The following is a 20,139-nucleotide window of genomic DNA, read 5'->3' on the forward strand; positions in this document are numbered from 1 at the left end:
ACCTTTTTAGCTCGTGCCACTAGGGCCTTCCTTCCATACTGATGTTTGGATCAATTATCTCAGCTTCACCGGAAAATAAAGCGCTGATCAACGCGTGTGTGATGTCGTCTAATTGGCCTATACGCTGAACCGCCGCAAGTCGTTCTTCCTCAATGGTGCGCAGTGAACTTTCCAATGCTGCCACTGTGCTTTGAGGCAGCCGGCGAACGTCCCACCGACGCCAATGCGGATGGAACGCACTATTGATGTCCTTCGCGAGTACCTCGGAAACAATTCCTGAATCAGAGCCGGAATCAATTCTGAGGATCCTGACCGGATAATTCACGGCATGTGATCCTTGATGGTCCACGATTGCGCTGGGCTTGCCGTGGGCAGTGAAGATTACATCCCCGGGTTTCGTGAGGGGCGCATGTTCGTATGACTGGGTAAGGTCAAAATAGGAAAGCGCGCCCGTTGGCTGTCCGTGAAGCAGATCAGTGGGGTTCCAGACTTTGATGCCTTCGTGCTTGGCATCGCCTAACGAAAGTTTTGTGAAACGGGTACCCGAGATGAGGCGGACGGTGCCCTGGTGCACCAAGTCTCCTAGAGGAGTTGTCGCCGAGCGTAAGTGCTGGGAAGTCGGGTCGTTGACACTGCGTGCCTGAAGTTCAATCTTCAGCTGTGGTCGTGACGCCGCCGAAATCAAATGATCAAGGGCCAGTTCCAGCTCAACCTGCCGTTTAGCTAGATCCGAAGAATCGGTTACTCGCGAGGGGTGAGTAGTCTTTTTGCTTGGAATCAAGCTTCCAGTGGACGCAATGACAACGCTGGTGCGAGCCCATTGGGCAAACCTGAATGCACGGGTACGTAACGCCTCATCACCGATCAGGCTTGCGCCAACATCTGTGGCGAAATCCGAGATGACATTTTCATCCAACTCAAGATCGCTGAGGTTTGCCAGCATGATGCGGCGTTCCGCCAGTGGGATTTCCTCTACGGTCGGACCGATGACCCAAAGCGCCAAGGCCGTGCGCGGCCTATAGAGGAGATGGCCTTGGGGAAGTCGAACGGCGGCTCGAATTCGTCCCATACGAAGGATTGAGCCACGAATGCTGGTCAATTTCTTGGAGGACATCGTGTCAATCAACACATCTGCCGGCGCAATGATGACTGCTCCCTGAGTTGGACCAAGCTCCAAAACAAGGTCGTCAATTCCTTGTAATATCTCTTCGGGATCCGTAGAGGAAACTTCTGGAGAAGGGAACTGCGCCAGGTGCACGACCGGCTGGTTTCCGCCGAACGGCTTGCTGATGCTCAATGAATCGTTCGCGGTGGCAAGCATCTTGAGCCGGCGCAGGGTCATCCGATCTGCTGGGCTTGAGATTTCGGAAACAACTGGTTGCTGGATGATTGCCGCGGTAGATTCATTTAGCGACCGTGAGAGTTCATGGATCAGGTCGCTGCCGCCATGAGTGGCTTCATGGAAAAGCAATTCATTGCCCGCTAGTTCAAGTGCGCAGCGAGCGACGAGCTGGCGGGCTTCGGTAGAGATAGCGGTGCGGCTTATCGAGATTTCGTTGGCACGGAATCGGTCGGTCACGAGTGATTCGAATGCTGGCAGTGCCCCATAAGAGGCATCGATGAGCTTATCAACGTAAGCCGCTAGGAACTCCAACTGGTCGGTGGTCGCTTCAAGTTCCGAATAGAGGAACTCATCATCCGGGTCAATTTCATCGGCCGCATCGAGCAGGTCTTCAGCGCTGAGGCCCTGGAATGGCCGGCCCCAGAGCTGCTGGAGTACCAGCAGCGCGGTGACCGGGTGGAAGTTATCTCGTGCAATGTTGGAGAACGCCGCCGCGTCTGCATCAAACTCCGGGTTGTTGCCGCGTCCGGTAGCTTGCAACCAGGAAACAATCTCTTCTGACCTGAAGAGGTCTTGCGAGCCGGTGGTATGCGCCGGCTCGGGAAAGGGCGTCTCGGTCCCGCGACTGCGTGAACGCCACATGGTGACTACCGGTCGCTGTACCTGGGCGAGACGCGCAATGTCTGACAGCGACAGCAAATCCTGTGCCTGCATGACAGCCTCCTTTGGAACGCGCGAACGGTATGACTCAATCCTAATAAAACGCCTTCAGATGACAACCGCATGAGCTGATAACCCCCATTATCAGCAAGTTAGTATCAAAATGTCGAAGTCGTGTTGCATGCTGGTTTCGCGACGAAAACACCCCCCCTCGGATTTCGACTCCTGGCAGGTACGTTTTCGTCCACATCATCACTCACTCGCACCAGGAGGCCCTAGTGGAACCGCAGTTGCAGGGACCTTACGTCCCGCCGGAAATGCTGAGCAAGCGTCCCAAGAAGTCGTGGATCATTCCAGCTTCGGCAGGTCTTGCAGCCGGCACCGTTCTAGGCTTGCTGATCGGGGTCACGGCCTCTGGCGGGGGAGTGAGCAGCTCGGCCATGAGCCAGAAGGTCATTGACCAGGCCGTGGAAAACTGCAGCATGGATGCCGAAGGCTACACCGTCATGGACGGAGGCGCCGCGATTGAGCTGGACACCAAGGGCGAGGACTCCTTTGACTCTGGAACCAGCAACTACTTTTCCTACCTGTGCATGCTAGACGAGCTCGGAGTCCCCGAGGTTACTCAGCAGAAGATGAGCCGGACTCGCGCATTGGACGGAACCCAAAGAGATACCTGGGACGGATTGCAGGCCAGCTGGTCTTACCACCCGGACAGCGGAATCAACATCCTGATTGAAGGGGCGAAAAACTGATGAGTACGCTCAAGCCACTGAACCCGGTGCCAGAAGAACTGCCAGCAGAACCGAAAACCAAGAAAAAGCGTTGGGGACTTGTCTTGGGTTCGGTCCTAGTCATTGGAGCCTTGGGAGGCGGGGTCTTCTGGGGGATGAATATCCCGGATCCCAAGGAATCCGAAGAATATCTGGCGCTCTCGGACACCACCACGGCAGTATTCGCCGAACGTGACGAGCTCAGTGCGGAGCTCACCGAGCTGAAATCAGGTCTTGCGGACCGAGAGGCCGAGCTGGAGCAACAGGGCAAAGACCTTGATTCCCGTTCCGCCACGCTGGATGAACGCGACGAAGAGCTTGACGGAGCCGAAGCTGCGGTGCTGGCCCGTGAAAAGGCCGTTGGCACCGTTGAAGCTGAGCAGGAAGCGAACTCCGTCAGCGACGGCATCTGGACGGTGGGCACCGACATCAAGGCCGGGACCTACCGGGCCAAGGAAGCGGTAGGCAGCAACTGCTATTGGGCCGTGCTCAAGTCCGGGACCAATGGGGACGACATCATCAACAACGGCATCCCCGGCGGCGGCCGTCCCACGGTGACTGTCTCAAAGGGCCAAGACTTCGAATCGGTGCGCTGCGGTACCTGGGTCAAGCAATAACACCCAGTGGCGCGCATACCGTCATTGATCATCACAAATCAAAGGAATCATCATGAGCTACAACAATATGCAGCCTGCGCCTATGGCTCAGCACCCTGCTCCGTACCTGCCACCCAAGTCGTTCTTGACAACCTGGTTGCTGTCCCTGTTCTTGGGCGCCCTCGGCGTTGACCGCTTTTACCTGGGCAAGGTGGGTACCGGCCTGCTGAAACTGTTCACCTTCGGCGGTCTGGGCCTGTGGGCCCTGATCGACCTGATTATCATCCTCAGTGGCGGCATGACGGACAAGTTCCGCCGCCCGCTGGAAGGCTATGCCAAACACAAGGTGGTGGCCTGGATCATCAGCATTGTGCTGGTGGTAATTGGCGGAATCGGCGGTATGGTCAACGCGAGTACTGCAGGCTTTGACGGTGCGTCGTCGTCCTCGGCCATTGAGTTGCCAGCTACCGGTAGCGAAACCGAAAGCAAGGCAGCGCCGGCCGAAGCCAAAGAGGAGCCAGCAGCCAAGGAAGAAAAGGCTGAAACCTCGTGGCAGGAAGTGATTGTCCTTGACGGCAAAACCGACAAGTCCAGCAAGGTGTTTGAACTGACCGGTGCCGAGGCGCGGATGACCTACAGCTTCACCGGTGGCGAAGACATGGCCATTGGAGCCATCTACCTCTTGACCGAGGGAACCGACCTGATGAAGGACGGCGGACTCCCAGAAGTCATGCTTGACGGGCCGGTGGAAGAAGAAACCGCGCTGCACAAGTCGGCAGGCACCTATTTCCTTGACGTGACTGCAGCGAACTTCGACGGGTGGAGCATCACCATCGAAGAGAAGCGCTAACCAAAGGTTTCGTGTCTCGCCGTTGGGGCGGTGAGCACGGAAATGCGCCCGGGCGGGCTCTCATCATGGGGAAGAGAGCCCACCCGGGTTTTTATTGCATTGATGCCTGGTGTGAGGCAGAAGCTGAAAGCTTTAGTTCGCCGGGGTCAGAGTGACAGCGGTGGTGACCGGAACCGGGTTGGCGAACAAGTCCAAGACCGGGCAGTGGGCGTCAACAGCCTGGCGCAGTTCGTCATAACGCTCGGCCGTCTCCGGGCCGGTGATCTGCACGTCGAGATCAACCGAGGTGAAGCCCGGACGCACGGTTTTATCGATGCCAAAGAGGCCGCGCACATCAAGGTGGCCCTCGGCTACAATCTTCACGTCGTCAACCTGGATGTTCAGCTGCTCGGCGTAGAGGCGGTAGACAACCACTTGGCATGAGATCAAGGCGCCCAGCGCGTATTCAACAGGGCTGGCGGCAACGTCGTCTCCACCCAAAGCCGCTGGCTCATCCACGGTAAAGGTGTGCTTCCCGGCAACGATGTTGCTGGCCACCGAACCAAAACCTTCACCCTGCACCGTGAATGTCAGTTTGGCATTATCTGCGGTTGCTGAGATTCGTTCACCCCAACCGGTACCGGCCTGCTGCAGGCGTGCGGAACGATCTTCGGCTATGGAAAGAGTGGAAGCTGCGTTAGACATGAGGAATAAATCCCCTTTCTGGCGCAAGGGGCGCCATCGCTTACGAACCTGTCTTTCAGGTCCGTCGAATCATCACCTGGAGCACCCCGCACAATGACGCGAAGAGGGTTGCCGTCCAATCAGCCAGGGCTTATTCGATTGGAACTCGTGATTCAGTAGTTACTTTTCTACCGGTTCTCGGCATGCTGGGTAAATAGCCAACTTCACGATTCGTCACACGGCGAACTGTCGGTTCCCTCGATAGAATGGATGTGAATTTCCGCGATGTTATGGAGCGGACCTCTACCCGTGAAGTTGTGTGTATGGAATATCAGCTGACCCCCGTTGCCGCACAGACCCTGGTCACCGATTCGGAATTTACCGAAGGTTGGCGGCTTGCCAACGCGGGGCAGGTTGCCATCAACGAACGACGCAATACTCCGGGACTCTCTTTTATCTCCGGCTGGGTCGCAGGCTCTTTGGTGATAGTGCAGCTGTCTATCGAGGGAACCAACATCAGCTTCAGCAGCCGTTGCGAAGAGCACCCGGAGGAGTACTCCTGTGAGCACGTCGCCGCAATGCTGGTGGCGGCAACACAAATCAGCGGTGGAGGTTTTACCGTCTCTAGCGAGGTGAAGCCGGAAAACACCTGGAAAGCTCAACCCGCCCCCCAGTGGGCCCGCACACTCAAACGAATATTGCCCTCCGGACCCAGGGACAATGACGTCGAGGAAGACATTGAAGAGCAACCGCTCGGCCTGATCCTGAAGGTGACTGCCGGCACCAGCTACGGCCGGCCCACCCTTCACCTCAACGCGCGTCCGGCACGCAAGGGGGCGCGCAGCCCCTGGGTGCAAACCGGGGTGTCATGGCGTGGGCTGATGTTTGATGACCGGTTCCCCAAGGCGCAGCGCCGCGCGGTCAATGAACTGGTGATGCTCAGCGAACGCGCACAGCACGACCAGTACGGGCACGTCTGGGACACGTCCGAGTGGGTCAGCCTGAATAGGCTGCCGGGCAAGGATCTGCGTGAAGCCTTTGAGGTGATCCTTGAATCAGGAGTTCAGGTTGTCAACGGAAACTCCAACAACCGAAACGTGGTTTCCTTGTCCGAGCTCAAGGGCTCGGCCTTCCTCGACCTGCGACGTGGCGAGAGCGGGTTGACGATTGAAAGTGTTTTCCGCGGGCCACACGGCGAGGCCGATCACGTGATTGCTTTGGGCAGCCCTCCCTCCCTGGTGGTGTACTCCGACAAACCACTGGAAAAAGCTAAAGACCTGTCAATGGCTCCACTCGAGGACGCCGTGGCACACGAAATTCGGGACTTTCTCAGCATGGGAGCCATGCTGGTTCCAACCTCTGACATTGAAGACTTCGAAACGGAGTACCTCGATTCTTTGCGCCAGGTCGCGCCGGTGCGGAGCGCCGATAATAGCTACAAGGTGCCTGAGGTCCCGCGGCCGGTACTCCAGTTGCAGATGATTGACACCGAGTCCGGAATGAACCTTCGGTTCGCCTGGTACTACGGTTCTAAAGCTCCACGCCAGAAGTCGGTCGAGCACGAAATTATCACTTCAGTGCAGGACAAGCTCGGTGGGGATGAGCCTTTGGGCCGGCCGACCAAGAGCGGGGTCTTTCCAGAACAAAACCTCACCAAGTCCCAAGCCATCGAATTCATCATGTACCTGCTCCCGCTGCTGGAAGAGCACCCAGACATTCACGTGCTGGGAAATGACGAGGTACCGAACTACACCCTGAATTCAGAACCAGCCACGGTGAGCATCGAGGCGGGGGAGAGCACCGGCGACTGGTTTGACCTCTCGGTGGAGGTCTCCATCAATGGGCTGAAGGTCCCGTTCGCTGACCTTCTCTCGGCACTCACGCTGGGAGACGAGTACTTGGTTCTTGAAGACATGACCGTGATTCCCATTGACGGGCCGGAATTCCACCAGTTGCGCCAGCTGGTTCATGAAGCCGGCGAACTTGGCTCTGTGTCGGGCAACAGCATCCGCATCCACAAGTTGAGTATCGACTGGTGGCAGGAACTGGTGAATCTGGGAATTATCGAAGCCCAGGAAAACCAGTGGCTTGAAGCCGTGGCAGGACTGACCAACGGGGAACAGCTGGAGAAGGTCGAACTTCCCTCGTCGTTTAAAGCCGAGCTGCGCCCGTACCAGGAGCAGGGACTTTCCTGGCTCAACTTCCTGCGCACCCATTCCCTAGGCGGCGTGCTTGCCGATGATATGGGTTTGGGTAAAACCGTGCAGTTGTTGGCTGCCCTGGAACAGGCGCGAATCGAAAATCCGGATCAAAAGTTTTTGGTGCTCGCCCCAACCTCCGTGGTGGGTAACTGGGTGAATGAGGCTCACCGTTTCGCGCCTGAAATGCGGGTTCAATCTATTACCTCGACGGCCAAAAAATCTGGCCAGAACGTTCTGGATCAGATCGAGGATGCGCAGCTGGTGGTCACCAGCTACACCATCTTCCGTTTGTCTTTTGAAGAGTTTGAGCAAGCCGGATTCACGGTCATGATCCTTGATGAGGCTCAGCAGCTGAAAAACCACACCTCCAAGGGCTACAAACAGGCTCGCCAGCTGTCGGTCCCGTGCAAGCTGGTGGTGACCGGCACACCCATGGAAAACAACCTGATGGAGTTGTGGACGCTGGTCTCTTTGGCCGCGCCCGGACTGCTTGGCGGACAGAAGGCGTTCAAAGACAACTATCAGAAGCAGATCTCTGACGGGGATACCGAACGCCTGGAGCGCCTGAAAAAACGCCTGCGTCCATTTTTGCTGCGCCGTACCAAGGAACAGGTGGTCCCGGAGCTTCCAGCCAAAACCGAGCAGGTGTTGGAAGTTGAGCTGGACCCGGCGCACCGCAAGGCTTATGACCGTCGTTTCCAGCGGGTCCGGCAGGAAATTTTGGGTCTGGTGGATGATGACGTGGATTCCAACCGCTTCAAGATCCTCCAGTCGCTGACCCTGCTGCGTCAGCTGGCATTGGATCCTTCCCTCGTGGATGAAGGAAACGCTCCGAGCGCCAAGCTGGAGATGCTGCGTGAGCTCATGGAAGACGCGGTGGCCGAAGGACACAAGATTCTGGTCTTCAGCCAGTTCACCAGCTTCCTGAGTAAAGCCAAGGATATTGCCGAAGAACTGGGTATTGAGCACGGTTACTTGGACGGTGCAACCAGCGGACCCAAACGAAAAGACATGATTGATGGGTTCACCGCAGGCGACTTCCCGGTCTTCTTCATCTCGCTGAAGTCCGGCGGATTCGGGATCAACCTGACCACGGCCGACTACTGCATCCTGCTTGATCCGTGGTGGAATCCTGCGGCCGAGGCCCAGGCCATTGACCGTGCGCACCGTATCGGGCAGACCAAACCGGTGTACGTGTACCGGTTGGTGGCCAAGGATACGATCGAGTCCAAGGTACTGGCGCTTCAGGCCAAAAAGACCCAGTTGTTTAATGACGTGCTGGGTGAGGAAACTGCCCCGATGCAGTCCGGTGCCTTGAGCGCGGATGACTTCCTCGCACTCATGGATTGATACTTCGGCACTGTGCCAGTGCAAGCCTTGGTTTGAGGGATACTACCTGTACCCGGAGCCAAGGCTTGCGGCGTTAAACACGTGAATTAGAGGATCTCGTCCATGCTGTGGTTCAGCCGGTGCAATTGATCCCTGAAGCTCTTAAGCTCGTCGGTGTCCCAGTCACCCAGGTGGTGGCGTAGCTCTTGGCTCAGTACGCTGCCGCTGGCGAACCACTTCTCGCGTGCGGCAGGTGTTGCAGAGACCAGCTGGGCCCGGCCGTCACGTGGGTCGGGGGAGCGGGTGACAAGCTTCAAGGACTCCAAATGGTTGATCAACCGGGAGATGGTGGCCTTGTCCAGACGCAGTCGTTCGGCGAGCGCGCCTTGCTGCTGAGGGGCTTCCTTGATGACAACCGCCAGGATTCGGTAACCGGGATCTTGCAGATCGGGGTGGATCATCTTGGCACGGCGAATCAACATCTGACGAGCGCGCAATAGGATACCGGCGAATTCGTCTTGAACCATTTGCATCAGCTGTTCTTCTTGCATAGCTACCATTCTAAAGAGCAAATTGCATCGTTTGTGATTCGGTACGTTCTTTAACCACAAATGATTCATTTCTCATGATTCATGACGTCCAAATGGGCTGCGCTTTTGATCAGCTGTGCTGCGGTGGGTGGCGGTGTTTAAACTTTTGAGGGCAGCGGCCGCGGCCGCTGCCCTCAAAGGTTTTAGAGCTGGTTGCTGAGCATCTTGCCTTCGGCGAAGGCGTTGATGTTCTGCGCAATCTCCCGCACTCGCGAACCGAAGGTGTCTACGGTATGCCCCGAGTTGTGCGGGGTGGCGATGACGTTGGGCAGCTGTGCCCACCGGGTCACCGACTCCGGCGCGGTGCTTCCGGTTGGCGCATCCCACCAGACATCTAGCGCCGCCCCTCCGATGACCCCGGTGGACAGAGCGTGGAAAAGCGCTTCCTGGTCGATCACCGGTCCGCGGGCCACATTCACCAGCAGTGCGTGTCGGCGCATGGCCGCAAGCTCGTTGGTGCCGATCAGGCCGGTGGTTTCGCTGGTCAGTGGTACTCCGAGCACCACCACGTCGCTGGTGGCCAGCAGCTCTGGCAGCGAGTCCATCGACTTGACCCAGTCCAGTCCCGCCGGCAGGTTTCCGCCGGGTGTGCGGCGCACCGCCACGCTCCGGGCCCCCAAGGCCGAGCACAGGGCAAGGGTCTGCTCGCCAATGCCTCCGAGCCCCACAAACCCGAAGGTGAGGGTGCTGAAGGTCGGGTTCATTGGTGTGTCCGGTGTGGTTGCCACCGTCCGCCAGATCCCTGAGCGCAGTTCGCTGGTGGTTTCCATCAGCCGGCGCTGGTGCACCATGGAGACCATCACCACGTGTTCGGCAATTGACCGTTCGTGGTGTCCGGTGCGCGAAACCACGGTGCCGTCCGGCAGCTGAGCTACCGCCACGCGGTCAGCCCCGATCCCGGTGATGTGCACGTATTTCGCGGTGCACAGGGCGGCGTCCTGTGCTGAAAGCTTCGAGCACACCAGCACGTCGCAGGAGGCCAGCAGTGCACGTTGCTGCTCTGCTGGCAGTGCGGAGGCGAAATGCCAAACGTGCAGTGGGGCGTGGGCTTGGAAGTCCGCTGCCAGACGTTCAACAATGGGGTCGGTGACAACAACCCGCAGGCTGGTTACCACCGTGGGACTTTCAGCTCGTAGTCCGGGTTGATGGACTTCATGTAGGTGGTGTCATCACGTTTGGTGAGTCCCGCATCGAGGTACTGCTGGTGCATGCGGGCCAGTGCCTCCTCATCCAGTTCCACACCCAGCCCTGGCTTGGCCGGGACCTTGACCTTGCCATCAACAATTGAGAGCACGCCTGGGCGGATGACGTCATCCTGCTCAAGCTTCCATGGCCAGTGGGTGTCGCATGCGTAGTCGATGTTTTTGGTGGCGCTGGCCAGCTGGATCATGGCCGCGAAACTGATTCCGAGGTGGGAGTTCGAGTGCATGGACAACCGCAGGTTGAAGGTCTCGGCGATTCCGGCCAGCAGGCGTGAGCGGTTCAGCCCGCCCCAGAAGTGGTGATCCGAGAGCACCACGTCCACTGCCTCGGCCTTGATGGCCGGTGGCAGGTCCCCGAAGGACACCACGCACATGTTGGTGGCCAGGGGCAGGTTGACCTGCTTGCGTACCGCGGCGTTGTCCTCAATGGACAGGCAGGGGTCTTCGAGGTACTGCAGCACCGGTTCCAGTCGTTTGCCAATGCGGACGGCGGTTTCCACGGTCCAGACACCGTTGGGGTCTACACGCAGCAGCATGTCCGGGAAGGCTTCGCGCAGCGCCTCGATGGCTGCGGCTTCCTCATCCGGCGGGAACACCCCGCCCTTGAGCTTCAGGGCCTTGAAACCATATTCGTTCACCATCTTGCGGGCCTGGGCAACAATTCCGGCCGGGTCCAGGGCCGCGCCCCACTCGTCGTCCTCGAAGCCTGGGTGTCCGGCCCATTTGTAGAAGAGATAACCGCTGAATTCGACCTCGTCGCGGATCGCGCCACCGAGCAGGGTGCTGACCGGGACGCCGAGCACCTTGCCCTGGATGTCCAAGGCGGCCACGTCGAAGGCGGAGAGCACACGGTCATCAAGGGAGGTGGTGGTCACCATGCCGCCGGTTCCGTGGCCGCCCTGCCCGTTGTCTTCGGCCAGCGAGGCGGAGACTCGTTCAGCGATCTTGTTGACGTTGAAGATATCGGTTCCCACTAGGAACTCGCCGGCACGCTTCAGGCGGGCCACATGCACCTCGTCCCCGTAGGTCTCACCCAACCCGTAGTGTCCGGAATCGGTGCGGACCACCACAATGGCGCGCAGGGCATAGGGTTCGTGCACACCGACTGAGTTCAGCAGCGGAGGATCCGCAAAAGCTACGGGAGTGACTTCAACCGAGGTGATGATGGCACGGGGAGTCGACATGAAAAAAGCTCCAATTCTAGATTGCGTTCCAAATCACAGTATGATGAAAGTTCGATACCTGTCCAAGCTAAAAAACGCAAGAATCAATTCAAAAGGCGCATTGATGTTTTCACTGGTGCAATTGGAATCCTTCATCGCTGTAGCGGAGGAGCTGCATTTTGGTGCAGCCGCCGAACGGTTGAACATGACCCAACCTCCGCTGAGCCGGCAAATCCAGCTACTCGAACGCGAACTGCAGGCCAAACTGTTCACCCGGACCTCTCGGACCGTCCAGCTAACCGCCGCGGGAAAGGTGCTGCTGCCCAACGCCCGGCGCATCGTGGACATGAGCCGCAAAACCAGCATGGAAGTCTCCCGAGTGGCCACCGGCGACTTTGGAACAGTGGTAGTCGGCTACACCGCGGTGGCAGGCCAGGCCGTGCTGCCAGAGTTCCTGGCCACGGCAGCCAAAGAGCTGCCCGGGGTGTCTCTGGTGCTTCGCGAGGCGGTTTCCGTGGAACAGCTGGACGGGCTGAGCAAAGGCACCCTTGATTTGGGTCTGTTGCGGCCGTTCACCAACCGTGCCGGGGTGGAAACCACGTTGGTGAAAAAGGATCGACTGGTGGTAGCCCTGCCCAAGGATCACTATCTGGTCACCGGCAAAGGGGTGCTGATCAAAGAACTGGTGGGTCTTCCATTGATGATGTACTCAACCTTGGAAGGGCGCTATTTCCACGAACTGGTGTTGCGTCTTTTTGATTCGGTAGGAGCCAAGCCGACCATCACGCAGATTGCCAGCCAGATCCCGGCCCTCATATCCCTGGTAGCCGTGGGATTGGGTGTTTCCTTGGTGCCAGCAGGTTCCATGGAATACTCACCTGACTCAGTGGCCTTTGAAGAGTTGGTGGGTCCCTCGGGGCTTCAGGATATGAATCAGTCGGACATCGTCCTCGCCATGGAGGAGACCAACGCGAACCCGGCGGCACGGCGTTTGAAGGAAATCTTTTTGGAATCCATCCAGACCGTTGAAGGTCCGGCCATCAAGGACAACCGGGGCTAAAAACATGTTCACGGTGAAGCAGTTGGAAGTTTTTGTAGCGGTTGCCGAAGAGCAGCACTTTGGTGATGCCGCGCTGCGGCTGCATATGACTCAGCCCCCGCTCAGTCGGCAGATCCAGCTGCTTGAGAAGGACCTTGGTTCCCCGTTGTTTCACCGTGGCGCTCGTCAGACTACTCTGACGCCCGCAGGTGAGCTGTTTCTACCCAGCGCCTACGCCATTCTTGACCGCTGCTTGAGGGCGAGAAGCGAGGTTAAGAACCTCACCGAAGGAAGTACTGGGACACTGCACATTGGGTACACTGCAGTTGCCTCTCAAGCAGTACTTCCTGGACTGCTGCGAGAACTCAAGGAAGTACTACCCAGGGTCAAAGTGGTCCTGCGAGAGGATGTATCAGCAGAGCAGGCCAGGCTGTTGGAGCGCGCAGAAATTGATTTGGCAGTACTCAGACTTCCTGCGCCCTTGCATGCGGCACAAACTGCACTCCTGAAGTCCGACAAACTAATGGTTGCGCTGCCGACACAACACCGCTTGGCAGCGCGCCCGGACATCAGAATGGACGAACTGCAAGGTGAAGACTTCATCATGTACTCGCCACTTAACGCCCAATACTTCCATGACCTCGTCAGTCGCTTGACGGTAGCGGAGAATGTATCGCTGAAAAGCACTCAAAGCGCGGAGCAGGTGCAGGCACTGCTATCTTTTGTTGCCGGAGGACTCGGCGTGGGACTGGTCCCGTCGGCAACTGCCGATTGGACCAGTCCCAGCGTCACGCTTAAACCTCTTGTGTTGTCAGCCGGTGCTGAGCAGCTCAACCGAATTGAACACCATCTCGCCTGGAATCCGGCGAGCCGTAATCCACTGGTAGAAATGGCTACGCGGGCACTAGCAAGCTTCAACAAACACCAGTCTTAGCCAACCCCGGCCTGGAAACATTTCCACAGTTAACTCGTCGAGCCGAGGCCATGATCTACGCGGAGAATTCGGCGGAGGCCAAGGTCCAACTGCGCGCCTGGTCCGAAATGCTTAGATCCAGTCCGTGCCCGGTGGGAACCATCAGGTGCCCCTCTCGCATTTCGATTCGTTCGTTGAATGCCGGCTCCAACCAGTCGAAATGCTCAACCCATGAATCCTGACCGGTGGTTGCCGCCAGATGGACATGCAATTCCATCACAAAGTGCGGTGCGACGCTCAGCTGGTGGCGTTCGGCGAGGGTGACAAGTTTCAGGTATTCGCTGATCCCGCCCACACGTGGGGCATCGGGCTGGATGAAGTCAACGGCTCCGGCGTTGATTAGAACCTCATGCTCGCGCACCGAGCTGAGCATTTCTCCGCTGGCGATGGGCGAATCAAAGGTATCGGTCAGGCGGACCAGCCCATCAACGTCATAGGTATCCAAAGGCTCCTCAATCCAGGTCAGGCGGAGCTCGTCCAGTGCCCGGATCATGCGCCGCGCGGTGGTTCGATCCCATTGCTGGTTCACATCAACCATCAGCGGAACCTCCGGACCCAAGGCCTCGCGAACTGCACTGACACGGCGCAGGTCCTCCAGCTCGTCGGGAAGACCAACTTTCATCTTGATGCCGCCGATGCCCGACTCGAGAGAGCGTTTGGCATTTTCGATGATCACCTCAACGGATTCATTGAGATACCCGCCGGAAGTGTTGTAGGAGCGTACCGAGCTGCGATGCGCACCGATCAGTTTCGATAATGGCAGTCGCGCTCGCCGAGCCTTGAGATCCCATAACGCAGTATCAAATGCGGCGATAGCTTGGATGGCGGTACCACTGCGGCCAACGGACACCCCAGCCCACATGAGCCTGTCCCAGAGCCTGCTGATGTCGTTGGGGTCTTCCCCAATCAGCAATGGCGCCAGTTCGCACGCGTGAGCATATTGTCCGGGGGCACCATGGCGGATGGTGTAGCTGAAGCCCATTCCGGTCAGGCCATCCGCGGTTTCAATTTCCACAAAAAGCAGTGGCACTTCCCGCAAAGGGTTTTGCCGTCCGGTGAAGACCTTGGCGTCGCTGATGTCATGGCCAAGGGGCACTGCAGCAGTGGAAACCTTGATCCGGGTGATCGTATCGATATCGTGCTGAGTTTTGGAATCGGACAGAAGTGCGGAATTGTTCAGTTGAGACATCGGGTAGTTTCCTCGGGAGAATGACGGATTGAACTGTGCGGATGTGGACAACGATAGGTTTGGCCGAGGAAAAATTCCAACATAAAAATCACATGTGCAGATGCAGAAATTGAATGTTCCTGCGTGCCGTGTCGCTTTGACCCGGGAGCACAGTAACGGCGGGATCCCTTCGAAGAATTGGCATGAGGGTGTCAATGTTGTGAGCTTTCGCCAAAAAATTCCTCGTGACAATTACATTAAAATCAGGTAGGTTGATGTTATATAAGGTGGCTTGATGATTTGAATATCGCCATCAACTAACCAGCGGGTAGCAGCTACTGATTCTCTGTTTTTGACCATTTCGATGGACAAGAATCAGCGCACCCGCTGTTCACGTGTGCGAGAGCAACGATCCAAGGCGGTGTGTGATGAGCGGGGACGTAGGGCAACCAGATCGGCAGCAAGTCGGCAATAACATCAACGAGACCGAGAGTGCGGGTACGCACAACCAGCAGCGTGAAAAAGGTGGTCGGCAAGGCAACCCGTTTAGAGTTCGGGCCTTTCGTCTCTATTTCATTGGGCAGTTGATTTCAAATACTGGCTCGTGGTTTCAAAATCTGACTATTTCCCTACTGGTGTTGCAGTCCACCGGCAGTGCCACCTCGCTCGCATGGGTGACAATTGCGCAGTTCGCTCCGATCTTTCTACTTTCACCGTTCGCCGGGTGGCTCTCTGACCGGTTTCCCGTGCGTCGTATCCTGCTTGCCACGGCCTCAGGTAGTGTTGCCGTTTCACTGAGTCTCGTGGCAATGGTCGGGGACGGCAGCTGGGAACTTCAATCGCTGCTGTGGCTCTTGGCATTTGCCGGTGCATTTCAGGGACTTGAGCGAATCGCTGCGCAGACCTTCATCTATGAACTCGTAGGCCCAGACAGGCTCAAGCAAGGAACGGTTCTGGCTAGCACCTACACCTCTACCGCGCGATTTATCGGTCCGGGTTTGGCGGGTCTGGCCTATGCGGCCCTGGGGCCGGTTCCCTGCCTGATCATCAATGCCGGCTCCTACGCTGCGGTTGTCACGGCACTTTTGATGATTCGCCCTGCCGAATTATTTGCCCGAACGGAAAAAGGTGCCCCGCGCATCAAGATCCGTTTTCGAGAACTACCCAACTTTCATCTGTTGGTGATTCTTCTAATCATCAATTCATTGGTCACGATTGCCGCCATGAACATGAATATCGTGCTGACGGCATTGGTGACCGAGACCCATGGCGGTGGGGCCGAGCATTTAGGGCTTACCCACACACTCAATGCGATTGGGTCGGTTGCCGGGGCGTTTATCCTTGCACGGTACCGTGCCTTGTCGTTTAGAACATTGACCCCAGCTTTGGCAGTGTTTGCGGTGGCGTTGGCGCTGAATGCGGCCGCACCCACCTTGTTATTCCTCTTGTTGATGGCTCCAGTGCTGGGGCTGGGTATTGGGTTATTCCATGGTGTCATCAATGCCTCAGCGCAGAGCATGGTTCCACCTGCCACCATTGGCCGAATGATGTCTCTAGTGACGCTTGGGAGTTTTGGCTCAATCCCCGTCGGTGCGCTTTTCGCCGGATGGCTCATTGACGTGTCCGGAGCGCGTATGCCGTTTTTCGTCGGATCTGCGGTGTGTGTGGTTGGCGCGGTGGTGGTGCTGATCATCGGGGCGCTCGCGGCGCGGCGCAGGCAAGTGAAATGACGGGTTTACCGTTCGCGCAATTTGGCCCGCAGTTCCAGCGCCTCGGATTCCGCCTCCTCGTCGCCAAAGTAGCCGCCGCGGATGGTTTCAGCTGTGAGCGACAGGAGCCTGATGAGGTCATCGCGATTGTTGGGTGCTAGCTTCTGTGTTGCACGCTGCTCGACCTCAAGTAGGTCCGCTTGGCAAGCGTTGGCAACTTTCCAACCTTCTTCGGTCAGGCTCAGTAACTTGATGCGTTTGTTGGTTTCGTGAGCCTCGCGCTGAACCAGCCCACGGTTGACCAAAACCGTAATGAGCTCATGACTGGCCTGGGAAGAGACGAAGGTGCGGCGGGCCAGTTGCGCGTTGGACACCGGGACGCCTTCGGCCAAAACCAGGGCCGCCACCAGCTCGGGCTGTGAGAAGCCATGCCGCAGTGCAATGGTTTCGAACGCGCGTCCCAGCGCCTTCTCCAAGCGCGAGATCGTGTAATACAGCAGATCCGTAGCGGGCATATGATCTGCGGGGATAGCCATCTCGGTAGTTAATCCGTCCATGAGTGCTCTTCCTTGAGTCAGCAACAACGATCTATATCAGGTTACTTGATTGCAAAGAAGACTGGACCTAACGGGTGAATGGAAAAGGCTGACTGGCCCTGAATTCGCGGTGGGAGGAGGTGGGCCAGTCAAGCCCAGGCGGTAGTTATCGTGCTGGCGTTGCAGAAGATTGTGTGCGGCTCATGGCCGCTTCCCAACGTCGGTGACGAGAATCGAGCAATTCCTGCGCCTCAACGCTGAGGAGATATCCGGCATCGAGTAGTGCTTGAACCGCTTGCGCGAACTGATCGGAATACTGTTGCTCTGCAGGATAGAGTTCATGGATGCGCGAGGCAGGCAATGGGATCATATGGCCAACTAGCCGTGCGGCCTGATTCGCATCTGCGTGGGGAGTCCATTCGCCGGGGGTGCAGAATCCCGGCTCGGGTGAACTGTGGGGTTTGTAGGTGGCAAGCGGCGTATGAACCCATGGAGTTCTAATTCCACCCAAGGCGTTTGAGTCCTCGTCAAGAGCCAGGGGAGCGGTGCGCTCACCAAGTCCATCGGTGGCGTGGCGCTGAAGCCGTAGGCCTAGAGGTGGTTCCTGCTTGGCGACAATGTTTTGGACCAATGCGTCATAGAGTGCCGGTGCCACGGAACTGAGCTGGCCATCAGAGGCCATCTCCGAAATTCGACGTTCACTGACCTCCAGCCCGGCGGCGCGAAATTGAAGGTCATTGGTCAAGATGGTGTTATCCAGGTTCGCATGAGATGTTCCGGCCACCTGATAGAGCCGGTAGAGGCCCTTCGCCGTGTCGGAATCAGGTCGCAGGACAGGCCAATGCGTCTCGGATTCAAACTCCGAGAGAACCTCGAACACGGGAACTTCTGAATCAGAGATCACACGGCGTGGATGATCCAATGGCAAGGTCTCTTGAGCCGGTTCAAAGGGCGGATATCCTGCCCTTGCCGCGGCGCCCGAGGAAATCCCGATCAACACCCCGTTGATGCTTGGACGGTTGTCTTGCGTCCGATACTCACTCAGGAAACCTTCTTGAAGATACACCCTGCTGAGGCTTCCCGTGGCGGACCAGCCTGAGACGATGACGTGCGAGACCGGAATGCCGAAGGCACCGGCATGCAGCGACTGGGAGACCTGTCCCAGGAGGTCATACACCGCGCTTGATACGGGAATCGAGAGCTGGCGGTATCGCTCGGGGAACAACTGGGCAAGGTATTTTGCCATGGTCGGCTCTTGGGTCACCCCGACCCAGGTGTGCCCGGAACGAGTGATCCAGTCATGGGACATGCGCCAGGTGTTCGCTCGATCGAGATTCGGGTGCAGGGGCTCCAAGGAGACCACGCCGCTGCTGCGTGAGAGGTCGGAAGGGCGGCGAATCAATACCCTGGTGGCCACCGGGTGTTCTGCCACTTTGAGGCGTTCGAAATCGCTGGAGAACTGCCATTCGGAGACTTGGGTGGTGATCAGGTACTCCTGCTCGATGTACCCTTCCAGGGCGAGATTCCTTCCCTGGCTCTCGTCCGGGAGCCAGGCGGTGCCCAAGGGATATCCGGGTTCAGTGATCTCGGTGATCGTCATTTCATTCACTGCAAATTCCTTTCGACGTAGGTCTTGTCACGTTCTCAAGGTACCTGATAACATCACTTGTGTCACGTATCACAAATTCAATTGTTGAAGATTTCAATCGTGGCATTTCCTCTTCAACTTCCTTCTTCTTTCAAGGATGCAAGAATGACACAGCCAAGGCGTACACCCCGTACCGTTTTAGCCGCGCTTTTCGTTAGCACTGCACTTGCACTGACTTCCTGCGCCGGTGACGTATCGGGCGCAACGATTGATTCTGAAACTGGTCGAGCAGAGCAGCTCACCATGCAGTTCACCGGCCCGCCAACAAGTTTGGATCCAACCCTGGGCGGAACGGGAGGCAGCACCGCATTTGTCTCGCTCGCCTATGACCCGCTGATCTACTTGGACCGGGACGGCAAGTATGTTCCCAACCTCGCTGAGAGTTGGGAGTTCCTGGACAAGGACAACACCGAGTTCCGCATGGAGATTCGTGACGGGGTCAAGTACTCCACCGGCGAAGACCTGACCCCAAGCTCCGTCGAGGAGTCGTTGGAGTACTTCATGGAAAGCGCCGGCTCCAAGTCCGCCCGCGTGGGACCGATCGAAGAAGTGAGCTCGGATGAAACCGGTGTCACGGTCAAATACTCCAGCCCGTTCCCCGATGCGCCGCTGACCATGACGCAGGAATACCGCGTTGGAAACGTCATCAGCCCAGAAGGTGTCTCCAACCCGGATGAGCTGCTCAAAACCAGCTACGGCGCCGGCCCCTACATCCTCAGCGGTACCGAAACGATTCCCGACTCCGAATACGTCTACGACCTCAACCCCGATTACTGGAACCCGGATGCCCAGCTGTATGACAAGGTCGTCATCAAGGTCATCGGCGATCCGAACGCAGTGGTCTCCGCGGTCACGACCGGGCAGGTGGACATCGCCTCCGGAAACTCAACCACCTACGACGTCGCCAAAGACGCCGGACTTGAAATCGATACCGTCCCGTTCTTTAACTGGTCCCTGTTCCTAGCCGACATGGACGGTGTGGTTAACCCTGCACTTAAGGAACCCAAGGTGCGCCAGGCGATCGCGATGTCGCTTGATCGCGAAGCCATCGCCAATGCGGTCCACCCGGATCTTTCCGTGGCCAATGGCCAGATCATGAACGAAGGCACCCCGGGCTGGGTCGAAGGACTGGACTACGAATACAACGTGGACAAAGCCAAATCGCTGTTGGCCGAAGCCGGATACCCTGACGGATTTGAACTGACCATCCTGACGCAGAACACTATTGATTCCCAAACCATGCGTTCGCAGGCCATTGCCGACGCCATTGAAAAGATTGGGATCAAGGTGAACCTCGAGGTGATCACCACCGGTATCGCGAACTTCACCAGCGAAGCATTAACCAAAAAGTATGAAGCGGTGATCTTCCCTATCTCCGGAACCACCATGGGCAATGTGCAGCGTGAAATGCTCACCTCGGGCAACCGCAACCCATTTGAGTACGTGAACAAGGAAATCCAGGACCTCTACGAAGCGTCGCTGCGCACCAGCGATGAGGCCGAACGCCTGGCAATCTACGAAGACATGAGCCGTGCCCACCACGATCTTGCCTATGTCATCCCGGTCTTCACCGCGATGAACGTGAAATACGCGGGCCCGGCGGTCACGAATGTGGGAACCACTGCAAATAACCCAACCAGCATCCCGAACGGTCCCACCAAGGAACTGTCCTGGCAGCCGAAGGTGGACTGACCCTT

Annotated in this window: 16 protein-coding genes and 1 riboswitch; of the genes, 8 read left to right on the top strand and 8 right to left on the bottom strand. The window is 57.6% G+C overall.

What is annotated here, in order from left to right; translation table 11 throughout:
- Positions 1-19: 19 nt before the first annotated feature.
- Positions 20-2,056 (bottom strand): hypothetical protein, encoded by a 2,037-nt coding sequence (locus ACIOWL_RS07800; RefSeq protein ID WP_400383324.1) that lies wholly within the window; start codon positions 2,054-2,056, stop codon positions 20-22.
- A 224-nt stretch (positions 2,057-2,280) separates the two neighbouring features.
- Here ACIOWL_RS07800 and ACIOWL_RS07805 point away from each other — a divergent pair, with 224 nt between their 5' ends.
- The 3 genes from ACIOWL_RS07805 to ACIOWL_RS07815 are packed head-to-tail and all read left to right on the top strand — an operon-like array spanning position 2,281 to position 4,221.
- Positions 2,281-2,757, top strand: a complete 477-nt coding sequence (locus ACIOWL_RS07805) for a hypothetical protein (RefSeq protein WP_400383326.1) — start codon at positions 2,281-2,283, stop codon at positions 2,755-2,757.
- Entirely contained in the window at positions 2,757-3,392 is a 636-nt protein-coding gene (locus ACIOWL_RS07810; RefSeq protein WP_400383328.1) for a hypothetical protein, read from the top strand. Before ACIOWL_RS07805 ends, ACIOWL_RS07810 begins: the two co-directional genes overlap by 1 nt.
- 52 nt (positions 3,393-3,444) lie before the next feature.
- Positions 3,445-4,221 (top strand): TM2 domain-containing protein, encoded by a 777-nt coding sequence (locus tag ACIOWL_RS07815; protein WP_400383329.1) that lies wholly within the window; start codon positions 3,445-3,447, stop codon positions 4,219-4,221.
- A 132-nt stretch (positions 4,222-4,353) separates the two neighbouring features.
- On the opposite strand, the gene ACIOWL_RS07820 is transcribed toward ACIOWL_RS07815, so the two are convergent.
- Positions 4,354-4,905 carry an OsmC family protein gene (locus ACIOWL_RS07820; protein WP_400383331.1) on the bottom strand — a complete coding sequence of 184 codons (552 nt, stop codon included), beginning with the start codon at positions 4,903-4,905 and terminating at the stop codon, positions 4,354-4,356.
- Positions 4,906-4,936: 31 nt separating this feature from the next.
- Positions 4,937-5,058, bottom strand: a riboswitch (SAM riboswitch).
- Between the two features lie 149 nt (positions 5,059-5,207).
- Here ACIOWL_RS07820 and ACIOWL_RS07825 point away from each other — a divergent pair.
- On the top strand, positions 5,208-8,435 hold the full coding sequence (locus ACIOWL_RS07825) for an SNF2-related protein (protein WP_400383333.1): 3,228 nt from the start codon (positions 5,208-5,210) through the stop codon (positions 8,433-8,435).
- An 86-nt stretch (positions 8,436-8,521) separates the two neighbouring features.
- On the opposite strand, the gene ACIOWL_RS07830 is transcribed toward ACIOWL_RS07825, so the two are convergent.
- The 3 genes from ACIOWL_RS07830 to ACIOWL_RS07840 form a co-directional block, all read right to left on the bottom strand.
- Entirely contained in the window at positions 8,522-8,965 is a 444-nt protein-coding gene (locus ACIOWL_RS07830; protein ID WP_400383335.1) for a MarR family winged helix-turn-helix transcriptional regulator, read from the bottom strand.
- 182 nt (positions 8,966-9,147) lie between these two features.
- Entirely contained in the window at positions 9,148-10,119 is a 972-nt protein-coding gene (locus tag ACIOWL_RS07835) for a 2-hydroxyacid dehydrogenase (protein WP_400383337.1), read from the bottom strand.
- On the bottom strand, positions 10,113-11,390 hold the full coding sequence (locus ACIOWL_RS07840) for a glucarate dehydratase family protein (protein WP_400383339.1): 1,278 nt from the start codon (positions 11,388-11,390) through the stop codon (positions 10,113-10,115). The genes ACIOWL_RS07835 and ACIOWL_RS07840 overlap by 7 nt, the downstream gene beginning before the upstream one ends.
- Before the next feature lie 103 nt (positions 11,391-11,493).
- Between ACIOWL_RS07840 and ACIOWL_RS07845 the strand changes: the two genes are divergently transcribed.
- Positions 11,494-12,429, top strand: coding sequence for a LysR family transcriptional regulator (locus ACIOWL_RS07845; RefSeq protein WP_400383340.1), 936 nt, complete (start codon positions 11,494-11,496; stop codon positions 12,427-12,429).
- Between the two features lie 13 nt (positions 12,430-12,442).
- Positions 12,443-13,342 (top strand): LysR family transcriptional regulator, encoded by a 900-nt coding sequence (locus ACIOWL_RS07850; RefSeq protein ID WP_400383342.1) that lies wholly within the window; start codon positions 12,443-12,445, stop codon positions 13,340-13,342.
- 55 nt (positions 13,343-13,397) lie between these two features.
- Here the strand turns inward: ACIOWL_RS07850 and ACIOWL_RS07855 are convergent, their stop codons facing one another.
- On the bottom strand, positions 13,398-14,570 hold the full coding sequence (locus ACIOWL_RS07855) for a mandelate racemase/muconate lactonizing enzyme family protein (protein WP_400383344.1): 1,173 nt from the start codon (positions 14,568-14,570) through the stop codon (positions 13,398-13,400).
- Positions 14,571-14,977: 407 nt separating this feature from the next.
- On the opposite strand from ACIOWL_RS07855, the gene ACIOWL_RS07860 reads away from it, so the two are divergent.
- Positions 14,978-16,279: an MFS transporter gene (locus ACIOWL_RS07860; protein WP_400383346.1), complete on the top strand. Its 1,302-nt coding sequence runs from the start codon at positions 14,978-14,980 to the stop codon at positions 16,277-16,279.
- A 5-nt stretch (positions 16,280-16,284) separates the two neighbouring features.
- Here the strand turns inward: ACIOWL_RS07860 and ACIOWL_RS07865 are convergent, their stop codons facing one another.
- Positions 16,285-16,815, bottom strand: coding sequence for a MarR family winged helix-turn-helix transcriptional regulator (locus ACIOWL_RS07865; RefSeq protein WP_400383348.1), 531 nt, complete (start codon positions 16,813-16,815; stop codon positions 16,285-16,287).
- A gap of 145 nt (positions 16,816-16,960) precedes the next feature.
- Positions 16,961-18,394 carry an alpha/beta hydrolase domain-containing protein gene (locus ACIOWL_RS07870; RefSeq protein ID WP_400384233.1) on the bottom strand — a complete coding sequence of 478 codons (1,434 nt, stop codon included), beginning with the start codon at positions 18,392-18,394 and terminating at the stop codon, positions 16,961-16,963.
- Between the two features lie 153 nt (positions 18,395-18,547).
- On the opposite strand from ACIOWL_RS07870, the gene ACIOWL_RS07875 reads away from it, so the two are divergent.
- Entirely contained in the window at positions 18,548-20,134 is a 1,587-nt protein-coding gene (locus ACIOWL_RS07875) for an ABC transporter substrate-binding protein (RefSeq protein WP_400383349.1), read from the top strand.
- The last annotated feature ends 5 nt before the right edge of the window (positions 20,135-20,139 follow it).

Origin of the sequence: Glutamicibacter sp. NPDC087344 (assembly GCF_044744225.1) — a bacterium.
Classification (GTDB): Bacteria; Actinomycetota; Actinomycetes; order Actinomycetales; family Micrococcaceae; genus Glutamicibacter.

Coding starts and splice junctions, on each gene's coding strand:
- ACIOWL_RS07820 (WP_400383331.1), bottom strand. CDS start 4,905: ATGTCTAACGCAGCTTCCACTCTTTCCATAGCCGAAGATCGTTCCGCA.
- ACIOWL_RS07825 (WP_400383333.1), top strand. CDS start 5,208: ATGGAATATCAGCTGACCCCCGTTGCCGCACAGACCCTGGTCACCGAT.
- ACIOWL_RS07855 (WP_400383344.1), bottom strand. CDS start 14,570: ATGTCTCAACTGAACAATTCCGCACTTCTGTCCGATTCCAAAACTCAG.
- ACIOWL_RS07870 (WP_400384233.1), bottom strand. CDS start 18,394: ATGACGATCACCGAGATCACTGAACCCGGATATCCCTTGGGCACCGCC.
- ACIOWL_RS07865 (WP_400383348.1), bottom strand. CDS start 16,815: ATGGACGGATTAACTACCGAGATGGCTATCCCCGCAGATCATATGCCC.
- ACIOWL_RS07875 (WP_400383349.1), top strand. CDS start 18,548: ATGACACAGCCAAGGCGTACACCCCGTACCGTTTTAGCCGCGCTTTTC.
- ACIOWL_RS07810 (WP_400383328.1), top strand. CDS start 2,757: ATGAGTACGCTCAAGCCACTGAACCCGGTGCCAGAAGAACTGCCAGCA.
- ACIOWL_RS07800 (WP_400383324.1), bottom strand. CDS start 2,056: ATGCAGGCACAGGATTTGCTGTCGCTGTCAGACATTGCGCGTCTCGCC.
- ACIOWL_RS07840 (WP_400383339.1), bottom strand. CDS start 11,390: ATGTCGACTCCCCGTGCCATCATCACCTCGGTTGAAGTCACTCCCGTA.
- ACIOWL_RS07845 (WP_400383340.1), top strand. CDS start 11,494: ATGTTTTCACTGGTGCAATTGGAATCCTTCATCGCTGTAGCGGAGGAG.
- ACIOWL_RS07815 (WP_400383329.1), top strand. CDS start 3,445: ATGAGCTACAACAATATGCAGCCTGCGCCTATGGCTCAGCACCCTGCT.
- ACIOWL_RS07830 (WP_400383335.1), bottom strand. CDS start 8,965: ATGCAAGAAGAACAGCTGATGCAAATGGTTCAAGACGAATTCGCCGGT.
- ACIOWL_RS07860 (WP_400383346.1), top strand. CDS start 14,978: ATGAGCGGGGACGTAGGGCAACCAGATCGGCAGCAAGTCGGCAATAAC.